General features: G+C 69.4%; 14 protein-coding genes and 1 pseudogene. 7 read left to right on the plus strand and 8 right to left on the minus strand.

Annotated features, from left to right (window positions below):
* A pseudogene (locus ACYVBN_RS14710) lies at positions 1 to 228 on the plus strand (hypothetical protein); the annotation flags it as partial.
* 33 nt (positions 229 to 261) lie between these two features.
* On the opposite strand, the gene ACYVBN_RS14715 reads toward ACYVBN_RS14710, so the two are convergent.
* The 5 genes from ACYVBN_RS14715 to glgC are packed head-to-tail and all read right to left on the minus strand — an operon-like array spanning position 262 to position 6,676.
* A complete protein-coding gene (locus tag ACYVBN_RS14715) occupies positions 262 to 417 on the minus strand; it encodes a hypothetical protein (RefSeq protein ID WP_460601177.1) in 156 nt (51 codons plus the stop codon).
* Positions 418 to 423: 6 nt separating this feature from the next.
* On the minus strand, positions 424 to 3,255 hold the full coding sequence (gene cphA / locus ACYVBN_RS14720) for a cyanophycin synthetase (protein WP_460601178.1): 2,832 nt from the start codon (positions 3,253 to 3,255) through the stop codon (positions 424 to 426).
* Between the two features lie 55 nt (positions 3,256 to 3,310).
* Positions 3,311 to 4,207: a cyanophycinase gene (locus ACYVBN_RS14725; RefSeq protein ID WP_460601179.1), complete on the minus strand. Its 897-nt coding sequence runs from the start codon at positions 4,205 to 4,207 to the stop codon at positions 3,311 to 3,313.
* Positions 4,200 to 5,396: a phosphoserine phosphatase SerB gene (serB, locus tag ACYVBN_RS14730; RefSeq protein WP_460601180.1), complete on the minus strand. Its 1,197-nt coding sequence runs from the start codon at positions 5,394 to 5,396 to the stop codon at positions 4,200 to 4,202. The genes ACYVBN_RS14725 and serB overlap by 8 nt, the downstream gene beginning before the upstream one ends.
* A 29-nt stretch (positions 5,397 to 5,425) precedes the next feature.
* Complete coding sequence (gene glgC, locus ACYVBN_RS14735) at positions 5,426 to 6,676, minus strand: glucose-1-phosphate adenylyltransferase (protein WP_460601181.1); 1,251 nt, start codon at positions 6,674 to 6,676, stop codon at positions 5,426 to 5,428.
* A gap of 42 nt (positions 6,677 to 6,718) precedes the next feature.
* On the opposite strand from glgC, the gene glgA reads away from it, so the two are divergent.
* Entirely contained in the window at positions 6,719 to 7,912 is a 1,194-nt protein-coding gene (gene glgA / locus ACYVBN_RS14740) for an alpha-maltose-1-phosphate synthase (RefSeq protein WP_460601182.1), read from the plus strand.
* Here the strand turns inward: glgA and ACYVBN_RS14745 are convergent.
* Positions 7,894 to 8,661, minus strand: a complete 768-nt coding sequence (locus ACYVBN_RS14745) for a hypothetical protein (RefSeq protein WP_440283924.1) — start codon at positions 8,659 to 8,661, stop codon at positions 7,894 to 7,896. The genes glgA and ACYVBN_RS14745 overlap by 19 nt on opposite strands.
* Positions 8,662 to 8,745: 84 nt before the next feature.
* Here ACYVBN_RS14745 and ACYVBN_RS14750 point away from each other — a divergent pair, with 84 nt between their 5' ends.
* Genes ACYVBN_RS14750 through ACYVBN_RS14765 form a run of 4 tightly spaced genes read left to right on the plus strand, consistent with a single transcriptional unit; the run spans position 8,746 to position 12,000 of the window.
* Entirely contained in the window at positions 8,746 to 9,558 is an 813-nt protein-coding gene (locus ACYVBN_RS14750; protein WP_460601183.1) for an ABC transporter ATP-binding protein, read from the plus strand.
* A 27-nt stretch (positions 9,559 to 9,585) separates the two neighbouring features.
* On the plus strand, positions 9,586 to 10,377 hold the full coding sequence (locus ACYVBN_RS14755; RefSeq protein ID WP_460601184.1) for a sulfite exporter TauE/SafE family protein: 792 nt from the start codon (positions 9,586 to 9,588) through the stop codon (positions 10,375 to 10,377).
* A gap of 55 nt (positions 10,378 to 10,432) precedes the next feature.
* Entirely contained in the window at positions 10,433 to 11,278 is an 846-nt protein-coding gene (locus ACYVBN_RS14760; RefSeq protein WP_460601185.1) for a TrmH family RNA methyltransferase, read from the plus strand.
* Positions 11,279 to 11,322: 44 nt separating this feature from the next.
* A complete protein-coding gene (locus tag ACYVBN_RS14765; protein WP_460601186.1) occupies positions 11,323 to 12,000 on the plus strand; it encodes a hypothetical protein in 678 nt (225 codons plus the stop codon).
* Positions 12,001 to 12,009: 9 nt separating this feature from the next.
* On the opposite strand, the gene ACYVBN_RS14770 is transcribed toward ACYVBN_RS14765, so the two are convergent.
* Positions 12,010 to 12,549, minus strand: coding sequence for a YbhB/YbcL family Raf kinase inhibitor-like protein (locus ACYVBN_RS14770; RefSeq protein WP_460601187.1), 540 nt, complete (start codon positions 12,547 to 12,549; stop codon positions 12,010 to 12,012).
* A gap of 18 nt (positions 12,550 to 12,567) precedes the next feature.
* Positions 12,568 to 13,593 carry an LLM class flavin-dependent oxidoreductase gene (locus ACYVBN_RS14775; protein WP_460601188.1) on the minus strand — a complete coding sequence of 342 codons (1,026 nt, stop codon included), beginning with the start codon at positions 13,591 to 13,593 and terminating at the stop codon, positions 12,568 to 12,570.
* Between the two features lie 77 nt (positions 13,594 to 13,670).
* Here ACYVBN_RS14775 and ACYVBN_RS14780 point away from each other — a divergent pair, with 77 nt between their 5' ends.
* Complete coding sequence (locus ACYVBN_RS14780) at positions 13,671 to 14,423, plus strand: lysophospholipid acyltransferase family protein (RefSeq protein ID WP_460601189.1); 753 nt, start codon at positions 13,671 to 13,673, stop codon at positions 14,421 to 14,423.
* The last annotated feature ends 15 nt before the right edge of the window (positions 14,424 to 14,438 follow it).

The raw sequence follows: 14,438 nt of genomic DNA on the forward strand, positions 1-14,438 counted from the left end.
CGGTTGGCGTTGTGCCGCGAACACGACGTGGTCCCCAACGTGTTCACCGACCTGGCCGACCTACGACTGATCCACGACACCAGCCCGCGGCCGGATCCGCGGCCGGATCCGCAGACGGATCCGCAGAGGGATCCGCAGACACGCCCCAAGCCGCCCGGACGGGTGCACCTCTTCCGCCCCCGCGGCGAGGTCCGCATCGAGTTCCCCGAGCCACCCCCACCATTCTGACGCGTCGGTGACCGCATGTGACGCCGTGCTGAGCTACGTCGCCGCCAGGCATGGATGACCGGGCAGCGTGCGCTGCAGCATGTCGCGCAACCAGTCGCGCCGGCCGGCGTCGAGCAGTGGCCAGGTCACCTCGACGTCGCGTTGATCGGCACAGAACTCGTCATCACCAGGCCGCCAGTGATCAACCACGTCGCCTCACTCTTCGCCGATCGCCTCACGCCATTCGGCGTCCTCGACCGCCGACGCCTCGGTGGCCTCGCTCGCCAGTTGCTGCGGATCGAGATCCGGGTCTCCGGGTTGGTCGTCATCGGTGCGCGCACCCGGATTCGCTTGGTGGGTGAACCTTTCCAGCTCGGCCAGCACCGTGGAGTGCTGGTCGGCGCACAACATCACCAGGTCACCGGGATTGGCCAGGTGCACCGCGTGCCGGGTCGCCTCGAGTTCGTCGAGCACAGTGAGCACCTGACGGCAGCGCGCTCCCTCGGCCATCGCCTCGCGCACACCTTCCTCGACGAGTGCAGCGGCTTCTCCAACGGGGCGGCGGCGCAGGTTGTCGTCCTCACGCACGACCAGCACGTCGAAGTAGCGGGCGGCGACCCGACCCAGCTCGCGGATGTCCTCGTCGCGGCGATCGCCTGCGGCACCGACCATCCCGATGCGGGAGATCCGGTGATCGGCAGCTCCCTGTCGCTGATCCACGTAGCCCTGCACGAATTCGCCGAGCCGCTGCATGCCGGGCGGGTTGTGGCAGTAGTCGACGAACACCTCGGCGTGGTTGACCTCGACCCGGTTCAACCGGCCAGGGGACAAGTAGTACGTCGTGGTGAAGGTGCGCAGGCCTTGCCGTATGTCGTGCAGCGGCGCACCCGCGGCGAAGGCGGCCCCTGCCGCGGCCAGTGCGTTGGCGACGTTCATCCGGGCGGTCCCGCCGAAGGTGGCGGGCAACAGGTGGGTCCAGGCAAGCGGCATGGAGCGACGCCCCTGCTTCAGGACGATCATCTCGCCCCGGTCCGACGGTTCCAGCACCACGGCACGGGCACCGCGCCGGCACTTCTCGTCGATGAAATCGCGCACCCGGCTGCCCGGCGGCTCCATGGAGAACCACACGATCGTCCCCGAGCATCGGCGGCGCATGGCACGCACCAGCGGGTCGTCGGCGTTCAGCACGGCATACCCGTCCCGCGGAACCGCTTCGACGACAACGGACTTCACCCGAGCCAGCTGTTCCAGCGTGTCGATGCCGTGCATACCCAGGTGGTCCGGTTGCACGTTGGTCACGATGGCGATGTCGTTGCGGTCGTAACCCAGGCCCTCGCGCAGAATGCCGCCGCGAGCGACCTCCAGCACGGCGAAGTCGACTCGCGGGTTCTGCAGCACCATCCGGGCCGATCGCGGGCCCGAGGCGTCCGCCTTGATGACCAGTCGTTCGTCGATCACGATGCCGTCGGTCGACGTCATACCGACCTTGCGGCCGAGGCCCTTCATGATGTGCGCGAGCATGCGGGACGTGGTGGTCTTGCCGTTGGTGCCGGTCACTGCGACGACGGGCACCCGCGACGGGGCACCGGGCGGGAAGAGCAGATCGACGACCGGCTTGGCGATGAACTGTGGCTCGCCGACCGTCGGATGCGTGTGCATGCGGAACCCCGGCGCCGCGTTGACCTCGCAGATCGCGCCGCCCGTCTCGCGCACCGGGGCCGTGATGTCCGGACAGATGAAGTCGATGCCGGCGACGTCCAATCCGATGAGTTGCGCTGCCTCCTCGGCGATCTCGACGTTGTCCGGGTGCGCGTCGAAAGTGCGGTCGATCGAGATGCCACCGGTGGACATGTTGCCGGTGAGCGCCAGCTTGACCATCTCGTCCTGCGGCGGCACGTCGCTCATCGCATAGCCCTGCTCGCGCACCAACTCGACCGCGGCGTCGTCGACGACGATCCTGGTGAGCACCTTCTCGTGCCCGACGCCGCGCCGCGGATCGGCGTTGGTGAAGTCGACCAGTTCCTCGACGGTGTGCTCGCCGTCGCCGACCACGTGCGCGGGAACGCGTTCGGCGATCGCGGCCATCCGGCCACCGATGATCAGGCATCGGTAGTCCTTGCCGGTGATGAACGACTCCACCTGCACCACGCCGCGCCGGCTCTGTGCCGCTGCCAGCGGGAATGCGTCACGCACCGCCAGCGCCGATTCCAGACCGAGGATCACCCCGCGGCCGTGGTTGCCGTCCAGCGGCTTGATCACAACGGGGAAGCCGATCTGGTCGGCCGCCTCGCCGGCTCCTTCCGCGGTGCGGACGGTGACCGTCTTCGGCACCGGCAGACCGGCCGAACCCAGCAGCGTCGCCGTGAGGTTCTTGTCCCCGGCGATGTCGACCGCCAGGGCCGACGTGCGCGACGTCATGGTCGCCCGAATCCGCTGTGCGTGCACACCCTGGCCCAGTTGCACGAGCGAGTACTGATTGAGCCGGTGCCACGGTATGTCGCGGCTGACGGCCTCCTCGATGATCGCCGAGGTGGACGGCCCGAACGCCATCCGGGCCGCTGCCCGCAGAAAGCGGTCGAGCTCTCGGTGGAAGTCGAAATCGGGTGTCGGCACAATGATCTCGTTGACGATGCGGATCGCGAGTTCACCGGCTGCGGTGCCGACCCGCTCGTCGAAGTAACCGAAGATGACGTTGTAGACGCCCGGTCGGCCGTTCGCACCCCGTGTCTTGCCACGGCGCATGTCGTGCCCGGCTTCCTGCTGCAGTTGCAGGGCGACATGCTCGGCGACGTGGCCGAGCCAGGTGCCCTCGCGCAGCCGCTCGACGAATCCTCCGCGATGGCCACGCGAGCAGGTGTGGTCCTCCAGCCCGGGTAACCACTCCAGGAGACGGTCGCTGAAGCCGGGGAGCTTGTCGGTGGGGAAGTCCTCGAGCTCACCCAGGGCGACCAGCAGATGGATCGCTTGCTCGTAGGCCCAGATGTTCGGGCCGCGATAGACGCGCGTGCGAAGGACCGTCAGTTGTCCGCTGGTCGGGAACTGCTCCATGGTTGCTGCTCCTGTCGGGGTTGTCGCCGGCGTTCCTCCGGAACGCGGCGAGTTGCTATCGGCGCAGGGCGGCAGCCGCCGTCGCGGTGTCGTGCCGGTCCCGGCTGGTGGAGACCGACAGATCGGCATACTTCTCGGAAAACTCCGTCAGTGTTGCAGTTTCGAGGTCGAAGATCGCGCCGTAGGGCAGCGTGTGGACGATCGCACCGGTGACCAGCAGCGGAGCGTCCCGCTCGGCTTGATGCGCGTCGGTGACGGCCGATCGGGCGTCGACGACGAAGACCGCACCCGACCCCACGACGGACAACTCGGTGCCGTCGGTGATCTCGGCAGCGGTGTCCTCATCGATGCCCATCCCCAGCAGGTTGGGCGAGGACGCGACCAGGGAGAGCAACCGGCCGTAGCGGGCGCGCTGGTCGAAGTGCTGGTCGACGATCACGCCTGGCAGCAGACCCAGCCCGGCGGTCAGCTGACTGGACCGCTGACGGGGGGTCACCCCCTCGTCGCCCATGGAGATCATGAACTGACTCATGATCGAGGCCCCGGCGGACGTGCCCGCGATGACGGCGCCGCGCTCGTAAGCGCGCAGGATCGCCGCGCCGAGCGGGGTGCCGACGATCAGCTGACTCAGTTTGAGCTGGTTGCCACCGGACAGGAACACTCCGGTGGCCTCGTCGACCAGTTGCTGCAGGCCGGCGTCGCTGCTGTGCGCCCGGTCCGACGGGTCCACCGCGTCGATCTGTGGCGCGCCCAGCCGGGAGAACACCGTCGAGTAGACGTCCACGACCTCGTCCGGGACCGACGATGCGGTCGGGATGATGACGATGTGCGACTTGCGGCCGCCGGCCAGTCGGACGAACCTGCGCAGGATGGTGACACGGCCGACCTTGTCCTCGGCGCCGCCGATGATCAGCAGGGATCGGGTGGCCGGATCAGGCGCAGGATCAGACATGGGGCGATTCTAGGGAAGGGCCCACTCGGTCGGCCTCCTCGACGTCGTCGCGCGAGATGCCCAGCATGAACAGCACCGTGTCGAGATACGGCACGGTGAGGTTGGTGTCGGCCTGCTCGCGCACCACCGGCTTGGCGTTGAAGGCGATGCCGAGCCCCGCACTCGCCAGCATGTCGAGGTCGTTGGCGCCGTCGCCGACGGCGACGGTGCGGGAGAGCGGCAGGCCCTCGGCCTCGGCGAACCGACGCAGGGCGCGGGCCTTCTCCGCACGGTCCACTACGGCGCCAGCCACTCGGCCGGTGAGCTTGCCGTCAACGACTTCCAGCGTGTTCGCGTGCGCGCGGTCGATGCCGAGTTCGGTGGCCAGGGGCTGCACGATCTCGAGGAATCCGCCGGAGACGACGGCGACCGAGAATCCCAGCCGGCGGACGGTGCGCACCAGCGTGCGGGCGCCGGGAGTCAACCGGACCGCTCGTCGTACGTCCTCGAAGACCGACACGTCCAGGCCAGCGAGGCAGCGCACCCGCTCGTGCAGACTCTGCACGAAGTCCAGCTCGCCGCGCATCGCACGCTCGGTCACCGCTGCCACTTCGGGCTCCCGACCGGCGTGCGCGGCCAGTAGTTCGATGACCTCGTCCTGGATGAGGGTGCTGTCGACGTCCATCACCAGCAACCGGCGACCGCGCCGGGCCAGCCCGCCGGGGGAGACCGCGATGTCGACACCGTGCTCGGCGGCCAACAGTGCCAGCGTCCGTCGCAGACTCGGCACATCGGCACCCGACAGGTCGAGTTCCAAGGTGGTGACCGGATCGCGGGAGAGCCGGCGGATGCGGTCGATGTTGGCTCCCTGGTCGCCGATCGCCGCGGTGACGGCGGCCAGGCCCGACGCCTGCAACGGCGCACCGAGCACCGTGACCGAGACACGTCCGGTGCGACGAGCGGGATTGTCGCCGAGACCCGGCTCGATCGTCGCAGTCAGCCCGAACTCCTGCGCCACCAGGCCGATCGCCGCGGTCAGTGCGTCGCTGTCTCTGGCCGGTTGCAGCAGCGCAGTCAGCAGCAGACGTCCACGCACCACCGCCTGCTCGAGGTCCAGCACGACGGCGCCCGCGTCGGCCGCGGCGCACAGCAGACGCGCCGAAACGGCTGGGCGGTCGTGGCCGGTGAGGGTGACCAGGAGTGTGTTCATGGGTGGAATCGATGATGGCACAGGGGCGTTCACGGCTGTATGACGGTGCCCTTACCGACGACGGTGATGCCGGACTCGGTCACCGTGAACCCGCGGGCGCGGTCCTCCTCGTGGTCCAGCCCGATGCTGGCCCCGTCGGGCACGTGCACGTCCTTGTCGATGATCGCCCGGCGGATCCGGCAATGCCGGCCGACGTCGACGTTGTCCATCAGGATCGCGTCGTCGACCTGGGCGAAGGAGTGCACCCGCACGTTGGTGGACAGGACCGAGTTGCCGATCACCGAACCGCTCACGATGCATCCGGAGGAGATCATCGATCCGGTCGCCATACCGCTGCGGTCGGATCCGCCGTGCACGAATTTGGCCGGCGGGTAACCGGTGTCGCTGGTGCGGATCGGCCAGGCGTAGTTGTAGAGGTTGAAGATCGGGTGAATCGAGACCAGGTCCATGTGCGATTCGTAGAACGAGTCGATCGTCCCCACGTCCCGCCAGTAGCCGGTGTCGCGTTCGGTGGAGCCCGGGATCTGGTTGTCCCGGAAGTCGTAGGCGTGCGCCTCGCCGCTGTCGACGAACGCCGGAATGATGTTGCCGCCCATGTCGTGCTTGCTGCCCGAGTCGTCGGCGTCGGAGGTGACCGCCTCGATCAGGGCGTCGGTGTCGAAGACGTAGTTGCCCATCGAGGCAAGCACTTCGTGCGGGGCGTCGGCGAGGCCGACCGGGTCCGAGGGCTTCTCGCGGAAGGCGGCGATGCGCTGACCCTGCCCCTCGGCGAGCTCGATGACACCGAACTGGTCGGCGAGCTCGATCGGTTGCCGGATGGCGGCGACGCTGGCGCGCGCGCCCGATTCGATGTGCCGATCGACCATCTGCTCGAAGTCCATCCGATAGACGTGGTCGGCACCCACCACGACGACGATGTCCGGCTTCTCGTCGTGAATCAGGTTGAGACTCTGGTAGATCGCGTCCGCCGACCCCGAGAACCACTGCTTGCCCCGACGCTGCTGGGCCGGCACCGGAGCCACGTAGTTGCCGAGCATCGTCGACATGCGCCACGCCTTGGCGATGTGCCGGTCGAGACTGTGTGACTTGTACTGCGTGAGCACGACCATTTTCAGGAAGCCGCTGTTGGCGATGTTCGACAGAGCGAAGTCGATCAGCCGGTAGATGCCGCCGAACGGCACGGCGGGTTTGGCCCGGTCCGCGGTGAGCGGCATGAGTCGCTTGCCCTCGCCGCCGGCCAGGACGATCGCCAGCACGGTTGGTCCACCTCGTCGCACCATGGACCTAACCTACGGTGCCCGCACCCGCTAGCGTCAGCTCTTGTGAGAGTCGATCTGCTGACCAAGGAATATCCGCCGAACATCTACGGCGGTGCCGGGGTGCACGTCGCGGAGCTGGTGCGGGCGTTGCGCGCGCTGGGTGACACGGTGCAGGTGCGCGCCTTCGGTCGTCCGGTGCCCGAGACGGACACCACCGGCTATCCGAACCTGCCGGAACTCGACGACGCGAACGCGGCGCTGCAGACGATGGGTGTCGACCTGCGCATCGCCGACGACTGCGCAGGCGCCGACGTGGTCCATTCACACACCTGGTACGCCAATTTCGGCGGCCACGTAGCGTCGCTGCTGCACGGCGTCCCGCACGTGGTGACCGCGCACAGTCTGGAGCCGATGCGGCCGTGGAAGGCCGAGCAGCTCGGCGGCGGCTACCGCCTGTCGTCATACCTGGAGCGGACGGCGTACGACGCGGCGGCCGCGGTGATCGCGGTGAGCCACGGGATGCGCAGGGACGTGCTGGCCAGCTATCCGGGTCTGGACCCGGACAAGGTGCGCGTCGTGCACAACGGCATCGATGCCCAGCTCTGGGACCGCGACACGGGTGCGGAAGCGACCGCGACGGTGCAGCGGCACGGCGTGGACCCGCAGCGTCCGAGTGTGATGTTCGTGGGCCGGATCACCCGGCAGAAGGGGTTGCCCTATCTGCTGCGTGCAGCTGCCGAGTTGCCGTCCGAGGTCCAGCTCGTGCTGTGTGCGGGGGCACCGGATACGCCGCAGATCCTGCGGGAGGTGGAGGAGTCGGTCGCGCGGTTGCGGCAGTCACGTGACGGAGTCGTGTGGATCGCGGACATGCTGCCACGCGCTGAGGTGGTCGCACTACTCTCTGCCGCAACGGTTTTCGTGTGTCCGTCGGTCTACGAACCGCTCGGGATCGTCAACCTGGAGGCGATGGCGTGTGGCTGCCCGGTCGTGGGCACGGCGACCGGCGGCATCCCGGAGGTGGTCGCCGACGGCGAGACCGGCTGGCTGGTGCCGATCGATCAGCTCGCCGACGGCACCGGCACACCGACGGATCCGGACGTCTTCGTCGCGGACCTGGCGCGCACGCTGACCGCCGCGGTGAGTGACCCCGCCGAGGCGCGCGGGCGCGGTGCGGCCGGCCGGGAGCGCGCGGTCCGCGAATTCGGCTGGGAGACCATCGCGCGGCGCACCCGGGAGGTCTACGACTCGCTGGTCTGAGGGCGCATGCCAGCCAGGTGCAGCGCGGCGGCGGTGGTGGCCTGTGCCATGGCGCGATCGGTCGCGGCTTGCAGGTCCAGCAGTGCCCGTTGTCGCCCCACGTCGGCGCTGAGGTCGATGGCGTGCGAGTGACCGAGCGCGAAATCGATTGCCGCGCCGACGATCCCGGCCGTCTGCAGGATCCGGATGGCCCGCCCCGGCAACCCGGACGGCAATCCCCACCGGCGCAGCGTGGCGACCTCGTCGGCCTGCGCACGCAACGAGGACCCGGCGAACGGCCGGATGTCCAGCGACTCCAGATCCGAAGTCGCCTCGGCGAGCCTGCCGCGCAGTTCGCGTTCGATCTGCGACTCGTGCAGTTCCTCCAGCCGGTGTGCCGGCGTCGGCGCGCAGTCGTATGCCGTGAGCCGTACCGCCATGCCCTCGTCGCCCTCCGGCCCGAAGATCTCCACGGACGGCACGAGCGCACCGCCGAGCGCGGGCACGTAGACGCATTCACCGGATTCGGTTGCCGCGGCGGTGAGTTCCGGGTTGCCTCGCGGCATCCCGGAGATGTCACCGGCGCGGGGGAGTGCACAGGCCAGGACGCGTTCCCCGAAATCCTGCCACGTAGCCAGGTGCTGGAGGTCGCCGGTGACGTGGTCGGCATCCGGCAGCGCGCGCCGGACGGCCTCCTCCAGATCGAGGTGGCCGGCCCAGGCGGCGGTCACCCACAGGCTGAGACGCACGGCGGCTGGCAGATCTGACATGGCGGCACCAGCGTAGAACGCGAGCCGCGGATCATCCGCTGACCGGTGCCCGATCGGCCGTGGCCACGCCGTAAGGTGCCTGACATGAGCGACGTGCTGGCACTGGCCGACGTGAGCGTGGTCCGCGGCGACAAGCGCCTGCTGGACGCTGTCAGCTGGGAAGTCGAGGAAGGCGAACGCTGGGTCGTCCTCGGCCCCAACGGTGCCGGGAAGACGACGCTGTTGCAGGTCGCTGCAGCCCGGATGCACCCGTCCTCCGGGGTCGCCGGCGTGCTGTCGGAGGTGCTCGGCGCGGTCGACGTCTTCGAGTTGCGTCCGCGCATCGGCCTGGCGTCCGCCACGATCGCCGAGCGCATCCCGGGCGGCGAGCGTGTCGGTGACGTGGTGGTGACGGCGGCATACGGCATGGTCGGCCGCTGGCGCGAGGTGTATGACGACCTGGATCACGCTCGGGCCCGGGAACTGCTCGACGCGCTCGGTGCCGGGCATTTGGTGGAGCGGCGCTACGGGACGCTGAGCGAGGGCGAACGCAAGCGGGTGCAGATCGCGCGGGCCTTGATGACCGACCCGGAGTTGATGCTGCTGGACGAACCGGCCGCCGGCCTCGACCTCGGCGGCAGGGAGGACCTGGTCAGCAGGCTGGGGGAGATCGCTCTCGACATCGAGGCTCCCGCCCTGGTGCTGGTCACCCATCACGTCGAGGAGATCCCGGTCGGCTTCACCGACGTGCTGTTGCTGCGGGACGGCCAGGTGGTCGCCGCCGGGCCGATCGAGGCGACGCTGACCGCCGAGAACCTCAGTGCCACCTTCGGACTCGACCTGACCCTCGAGCGGGTCGGTGACCGGTGGGCTGCCCGTGCGGTGCAACCACCCCGTGGACGGCACGCCGCAGGCTGAGCCCGTCTCCCGTAGGTTGTCCGCACCATGTCGCTGACCCAGATCCTGCTGATCACCCTTGCCGGCGTCGCCGCCGGCACGATCAACACGGTCGTCGGATCCGGCACGCTGGTGACATTCCCGACGCTGCTGGCGTTCGGATACCCCGCGGTGCCGGCCAACATCTCCAACTCGGTCGGCTTGGTCGCCGGCGGCGTCTCGGGGTCGTGGGGGTACCGCCGTGAAGTGGCCGGCGCCGGACCACGGCTGCGGCAACTGACGCCGATGTCCTTCCTGGGCGCGGCGGTCGGGGCACTCCTGCTGATCTGGTTGCCGCCCGCGGCCTTCAAGGCGATCGTGCCGACGCTCATCCTGATCGGCATCGTGCTGGTGATCGTCGGCCCCTGGTTGCAGCGCCGGGCGGCCGCGCGCCGGCCCGACGAGATGGCACCGGTGACCGTGCCGATGTCTGCGCCGGTTTCGAAGGCGCGTCAGTTCGCCCTGACCGGTGGGGTGTTCGTCTGCGGCGTGTACGGCGGCTACTTCGGCGCCGCCCAGGGTGTGCTGCTGATGGGTCTGCTGAGCGCCGTGCTGCCCGACTCCCTGCAGCGGCTCAACGGCATCAAGAACATCCTCAGCACGGTCGTCAACGCGGTGGCCGCACTGACCTTCATCGTCGTGTCGTTCCACAACGTGCGCTGGTCGGTGGCACTGCTCATCGCGATCGGCTCGGTCATCGGCGGCGTCATCGGTGCCAAGGTCGGTCGCAAGCTGCCGCCATGGCTGCTGCGTGCCTTCATCGTCGTGGTCGGCGTCATCGCGATCGTCACGCTGATCTGAGGTCGCTCCGCGCCACCGTCATCGCGCCGGAGCGCGCGTCCTAGGCTCATCTGCCGTGCCTGTCATCGAGATCACCGACCCCGCCGACGAACGCGTGCGCGACTATTTCCGGCTGACCGACGTGGCGCTGCGGCGCCGACTGGAGCCGGCGAACGGGCTCTACCTCGCCGAGAGCGAGAAGGTCATCCGGCGCGCCCTCGGTGCCGGGCACCGGCCGCGGTCCTTCCTGATGGGCCGCCGCTGGCTGACCGATCTGGCCGACCTGGTCGAGCAGGCGGACCGGCAGGGCGTGCCGGTGTATGTCGGTGCCGACGACGTCGTCGAGGCGATGACCGGGTTCCACCTGCACCGGGGTGCCCTCGCGTCGATGCACCGGCCGGTCCTGCCGGCATACGCCGACCTGCTGCGCGGGGCCCGACGTGCCCTGGTGCTGGAGGACATCGTCGACCACACCAACGTGGGCGCCATCTTCCGGTCCGCGGCCGCCCTCGGAGTCGATGCCGTGCTGGTCACGCCGCGGTGCGCCGACCCGCTCTACCGGCGCAGCGTGCGCGTGTCGATGGGCACCGTCTTCCAGGTGCCGTGGACCCGGATCGCACCGTGGCCGGCTGCGATCGACGACCTGCGGTCCCAGGGCTTCACGGTCGCCTCACTGGCGTTGCACGACGACGCCGTGTCGCTGGACCAACTCGCCGCAGATCCGCCACAGCGGCTGGCGATGGTGCTGGGCACGGAGGGCGACGGGCTGGGCGCCCGAACCGTAGAAGCCGGCGACCTGGTCGTGCGGATCCCGATGGCCGGCGGTGTCGACTCGCTCAACGTGGCGGCAGCCTCCGCAGTCGTCCTGTGGGCGACACGCCCTGTGGTCCAGGCATCCCCACGAGGGCGCACCGGGCAGTAGTTTCGAGGTGTCAACGGCATCGGTAGTCCGTCGAAAGGCGTGTCATGGACAGCAAGACCTGGTGGATCATCATCGCCATCATCGTGGTGATCGTCATTCTGGTGCTCATCGCGATGTGGCAGGGCAAGCGACGCACCGCCGCCCGGCGGGAAGAGGCGCAGGAGCTGCGCGGCAGGGCGAAGGGCAACGAGGAGACGGTCGCCGAGTCGCGCCACCGCGCCCAGACTGCTGCCGACGAGGCGCAGCAGGCACGCGCGGAGGCCGAGGCCAAGGCGCGGGAGGCCGATCAGCTGCAGGCGGAGGCCGAACACGAGCAGAAGACGGCCGAGGCCGTCGAACGCGACCACGCCGAGACGTTGCGCAAGGCCGATCGGCTCGACCCCGACACGCCCACCGACCGGCACGGCAATCGCGTCGAGGGCACCGGCTCCGGCGACCGCGACGGGGAGAGCCGCATCGACCCGGACACCGGCCGGCCGGTCGAGGAGGCGGCGCGCGAGCGTGATGTGCGCGCGGACCGCCCACGCACCGGTGGCGCGCACGCAGCCGCCGAGGACCGTGGTGACGACGACGAGCGTCCGGCGGCGGAGGACGGCGGCACCGACAACGACGCCGGAGAGGCCGACACCGGCGCGCCGGGCGTCGGGCGGCACTCCTCGGAGGGCGGCTGGGATCGCTTCAAGGACATCGGCGAGACACCGGACGACCGACCGGAACGCTGACGCGAGAGGCTATTTCGCCTGGTAGGTGGCGGTGATGACACCGCGGGCGAGCAGGCTGCCGGCGGTGGTGAACATCGCCACCGCCGGGCTGGCCGAGTCGTCGAGGCCGAGGTCGTCGCCGACCGCGTGCACCGCGAACATGTAGCGGTGGGGCCGGTCGCCGACCGGTGGTGCGGCGCCGTCATACCCCTTGTCACCGAAGTCGTTGCGCACATGGAAGGCGCCGGCCGGCAGGTTTGTGCCGTCGCCGGCGCCCAGGTCGAGTGACGTCACGTCGGCGGGTATGCCGAGCAGCAACCAGTGCCAGAAGCCGGACGGCGTGGGCGCATCGGGGTCGAAACAGGTGACGACGTAACCGTTGGTGCCCTCCGGCGCGCCGGACCAGGACAGCTGGGGAGACGTGTTGCCGCCGGTGAATCCCCAGTCGTCGTAGACCTGCTCGTCGGGAAGCGGGTCACCGTCGGCGAACGTCTCGCTCGTCACCGTGAGCGATGCCGTCTGCGGGAGGAGGGTGTAGGGGTCGGGGGCTTCAGGGCGTTCCAGATCCATGTGCCCAACGTACTCGGCTCACGCCTGTTGGCCAGCGGCCTGCGCGATGAGCGTGTATGACGCCCGCCGCTCCGCCGGGTCGTGCACGTTGGTGGTGATCATCAGCTCGTCGGCGCCGCAGGAGCGCGCGCGGTCGGTGATGCCGGCCAGCACCTCCTCGCCCGTGCCCGCGGTGACGAACCGGCCCAGTCCGTCGACCAGTTGTTGCTCCGTGGCGGTCCAGTCGTGGGCGACAGCCTCCTCCGGGGTCGGCAGCGGACCGGGCCGGTTCTGCCGCAGCCGGACGGTCGACAGTGCCGCGGCACGCTCGAGTTCGGTTGCACGCTGCGGAGTTTCAGCTGCGATCGCCGACACGGCGAGCATGCTGTGCGGCTCGATGAGACTGCCCGGGCGACCGTTGGGCTGGAACGAACTGCGATAGGCGTCGAAGGCGTCCCTGGGGTCGACACTGCCGAAGTGGCCGGCGAAGGCGAAGTTGGTCCCGAGCAGACCGGCGGCCTGGGCGCCATACAGGCTGGAGCCGAGGATCCACACCGGTGGCAGCGGCACGTCCGTGGGCTGCGCACTGATCGGCGCGAACGGGTGATCGTCGGGGAAACCCTCGACATACGCACGCAGTTCGGCATACTGCTGCGGGAAGTCGTCGGCGGTCAGGGCCTCCTTGCTGCGGCGCAGTGCGAACGCGGTGAGCTGGTCGGTGCCCGGCGCCCGCCCCAGGCCCAGATCGATGCGGCCAGGGTGCAGCGCCTCCAGCACCCGGAACGTCTCGGCCACCTGTAACGGCGCGTGGTTGGGCAGCATGATCCCTCCGGCGCCGACCCTGATGCGCGAGGTGGCAGCCGCGACGGTGGCGATCATCACCACCGGTGAAGAACTGGCGACACTGGGCAGGTTGTGGTGTTCGGCGACCCAATAGCGCTGGTAACCCAGCGATTCGGTGTGTTGCGCGAGCGCGATGGTCTCCTGCAGCGCATCGGATGCGGTGCGGCCGGCGGCGATGGGGGACAGGTCGAGCACGGAGAGCGGTATGGCGGCATCAGTCACCCCACGTCCAACACCGATCGCCGGGTCCGGCATTCCACGGAGCGGACAGCGTGCTTACCGCTCGGTAGGGTTCGACCATGGAACCCGTCTACTCCGGCGTCATCGCCTTCGCCCGCAGCGTCTTCGCCGTCCAGGGGCTGAAGTTCGAACGCACCGGAGCCGAGCACATCCCCCGCACCGGCGGGGCCGTGATCGCGATGAATCACATCGGCTACTTCGACTTCGCCTATGCGGGCTATCCCGCGCTGGACGTCGGCCGGAAGGTGCGCTTCCTGGCCAAGAAGGACGTTTTCGACCATCCCGTCTCCGGGCCGCTGATGCGCGGCATGCGGCACATACCGGTCGACCGCGCCGCCGGTGCGGACGCTTACCGCGCGGCCGTGGACGCATTGCGGCACGGCGAACTGATCGGTGTCTTCCCGGAGACGACCATCTCCCGGTCGTTCGAGCTGCGCTCCTTCAAGTCCGGCGCGGTGCGGATGGCGCAGGAGGCGGGCGTTCCGGTGATCCCGATGGTGCTGTGGGGCTCCCAGCGGGTGTGGACCAAGGGTCTGCCCCGGCAGATGTGGCGTCCGAAGGTGCCGGTGCGGATCGACATCGGCGCGCCGAGCCCGATCGCAGCCGACGCGGACCCGGACACCGAGACGGCGGCGCTGCGCGCCCGGATGGAGACGATGCTGCACGCTGTGCAGGACGGCTACGAACCGCTCACCGGTGACGACCTGAAGTACCTACCGGCCCGGCTCGGCGGCACCGCGCCGACGCTCGAGGAAGCCAATGCCATGGACACCGAGGAGGCGGAGGCCAAAGCCCGGGGTGTCGGTGGCTGACCACAGACTGTCAGC

Source organism: Flexivirga lutea (genome assembly GCF_054778955.1).

Coding starts and splice junctions, on each gene's coding strand:
- ACYVBN_RS14725 (WP_460601179.1), bottom strand. CDS start 4,207: ATGTCTGATCCTGCGCCTGATCCGGCCACCCGATCCCTGCTGATCATC.
- ACYVBN_RS14755 (WP_460601184.1), top strand. CDS start 9,586: ATGTCGCTGACCCAGATCCTGCTGATCACCCTTGCCGGCGTCGCCGCC.
- cphA (WP_460601178.1), bottom strand. CDS start 3,255: ATGGAGCAGTTCCCGACCAGCGGACAACTGACGGTCCTTCGCACGCGC.
- ACYVBN_RS14765 (WP_460601186.1), top strand. CDS start 11,323: ATGGACAGCAAGACCTGGTGGATCATCATCGCCATCATCGTGGTGATC.
- ACYVBN_RS14750 (WP_460601183.1), top strand. CDS start 8,746: ATGAGCGACGTGCTGGCACTGGCCGACGTGAGCGTGGTCCGCGGCGAC.
- glgC (WP_460601181.1), bottom strand. CDS start 6,676: ATGGTGCGACGAGGTGGACCAACCGTGCTGGCGATCGTCCTGGCCGGC.
- serB (WP_460601180.1), bottom strand. CDS start 5,396: ATGAACACACTCCTGGTCACCCTCACCGGCCACGACCGCCCAGCCGTT.
- ACYVBN_RS14745 (WP_440283924.1), bottom strand. CDS start 8,661: ATGTCAGATCTGCCAGCCGCCGTGCGTCTCAGCCTGTGGGTGACCGCC.
- ACYVBN_RS14780 (WP_460601189.1), top strand. CDS start 13,671: ATGGAACCCGTCTACTCCGGCGTCATCGCCTTCGCCCGCAGCGTCTTC.
- ACYVBN_RS14770 (WP_460601187.1), bottom strand. CDS start 12,549: ATGGATCTGGAACGCCCTGAAGCCCCCGACCCCTACACCCTCCTCCCG.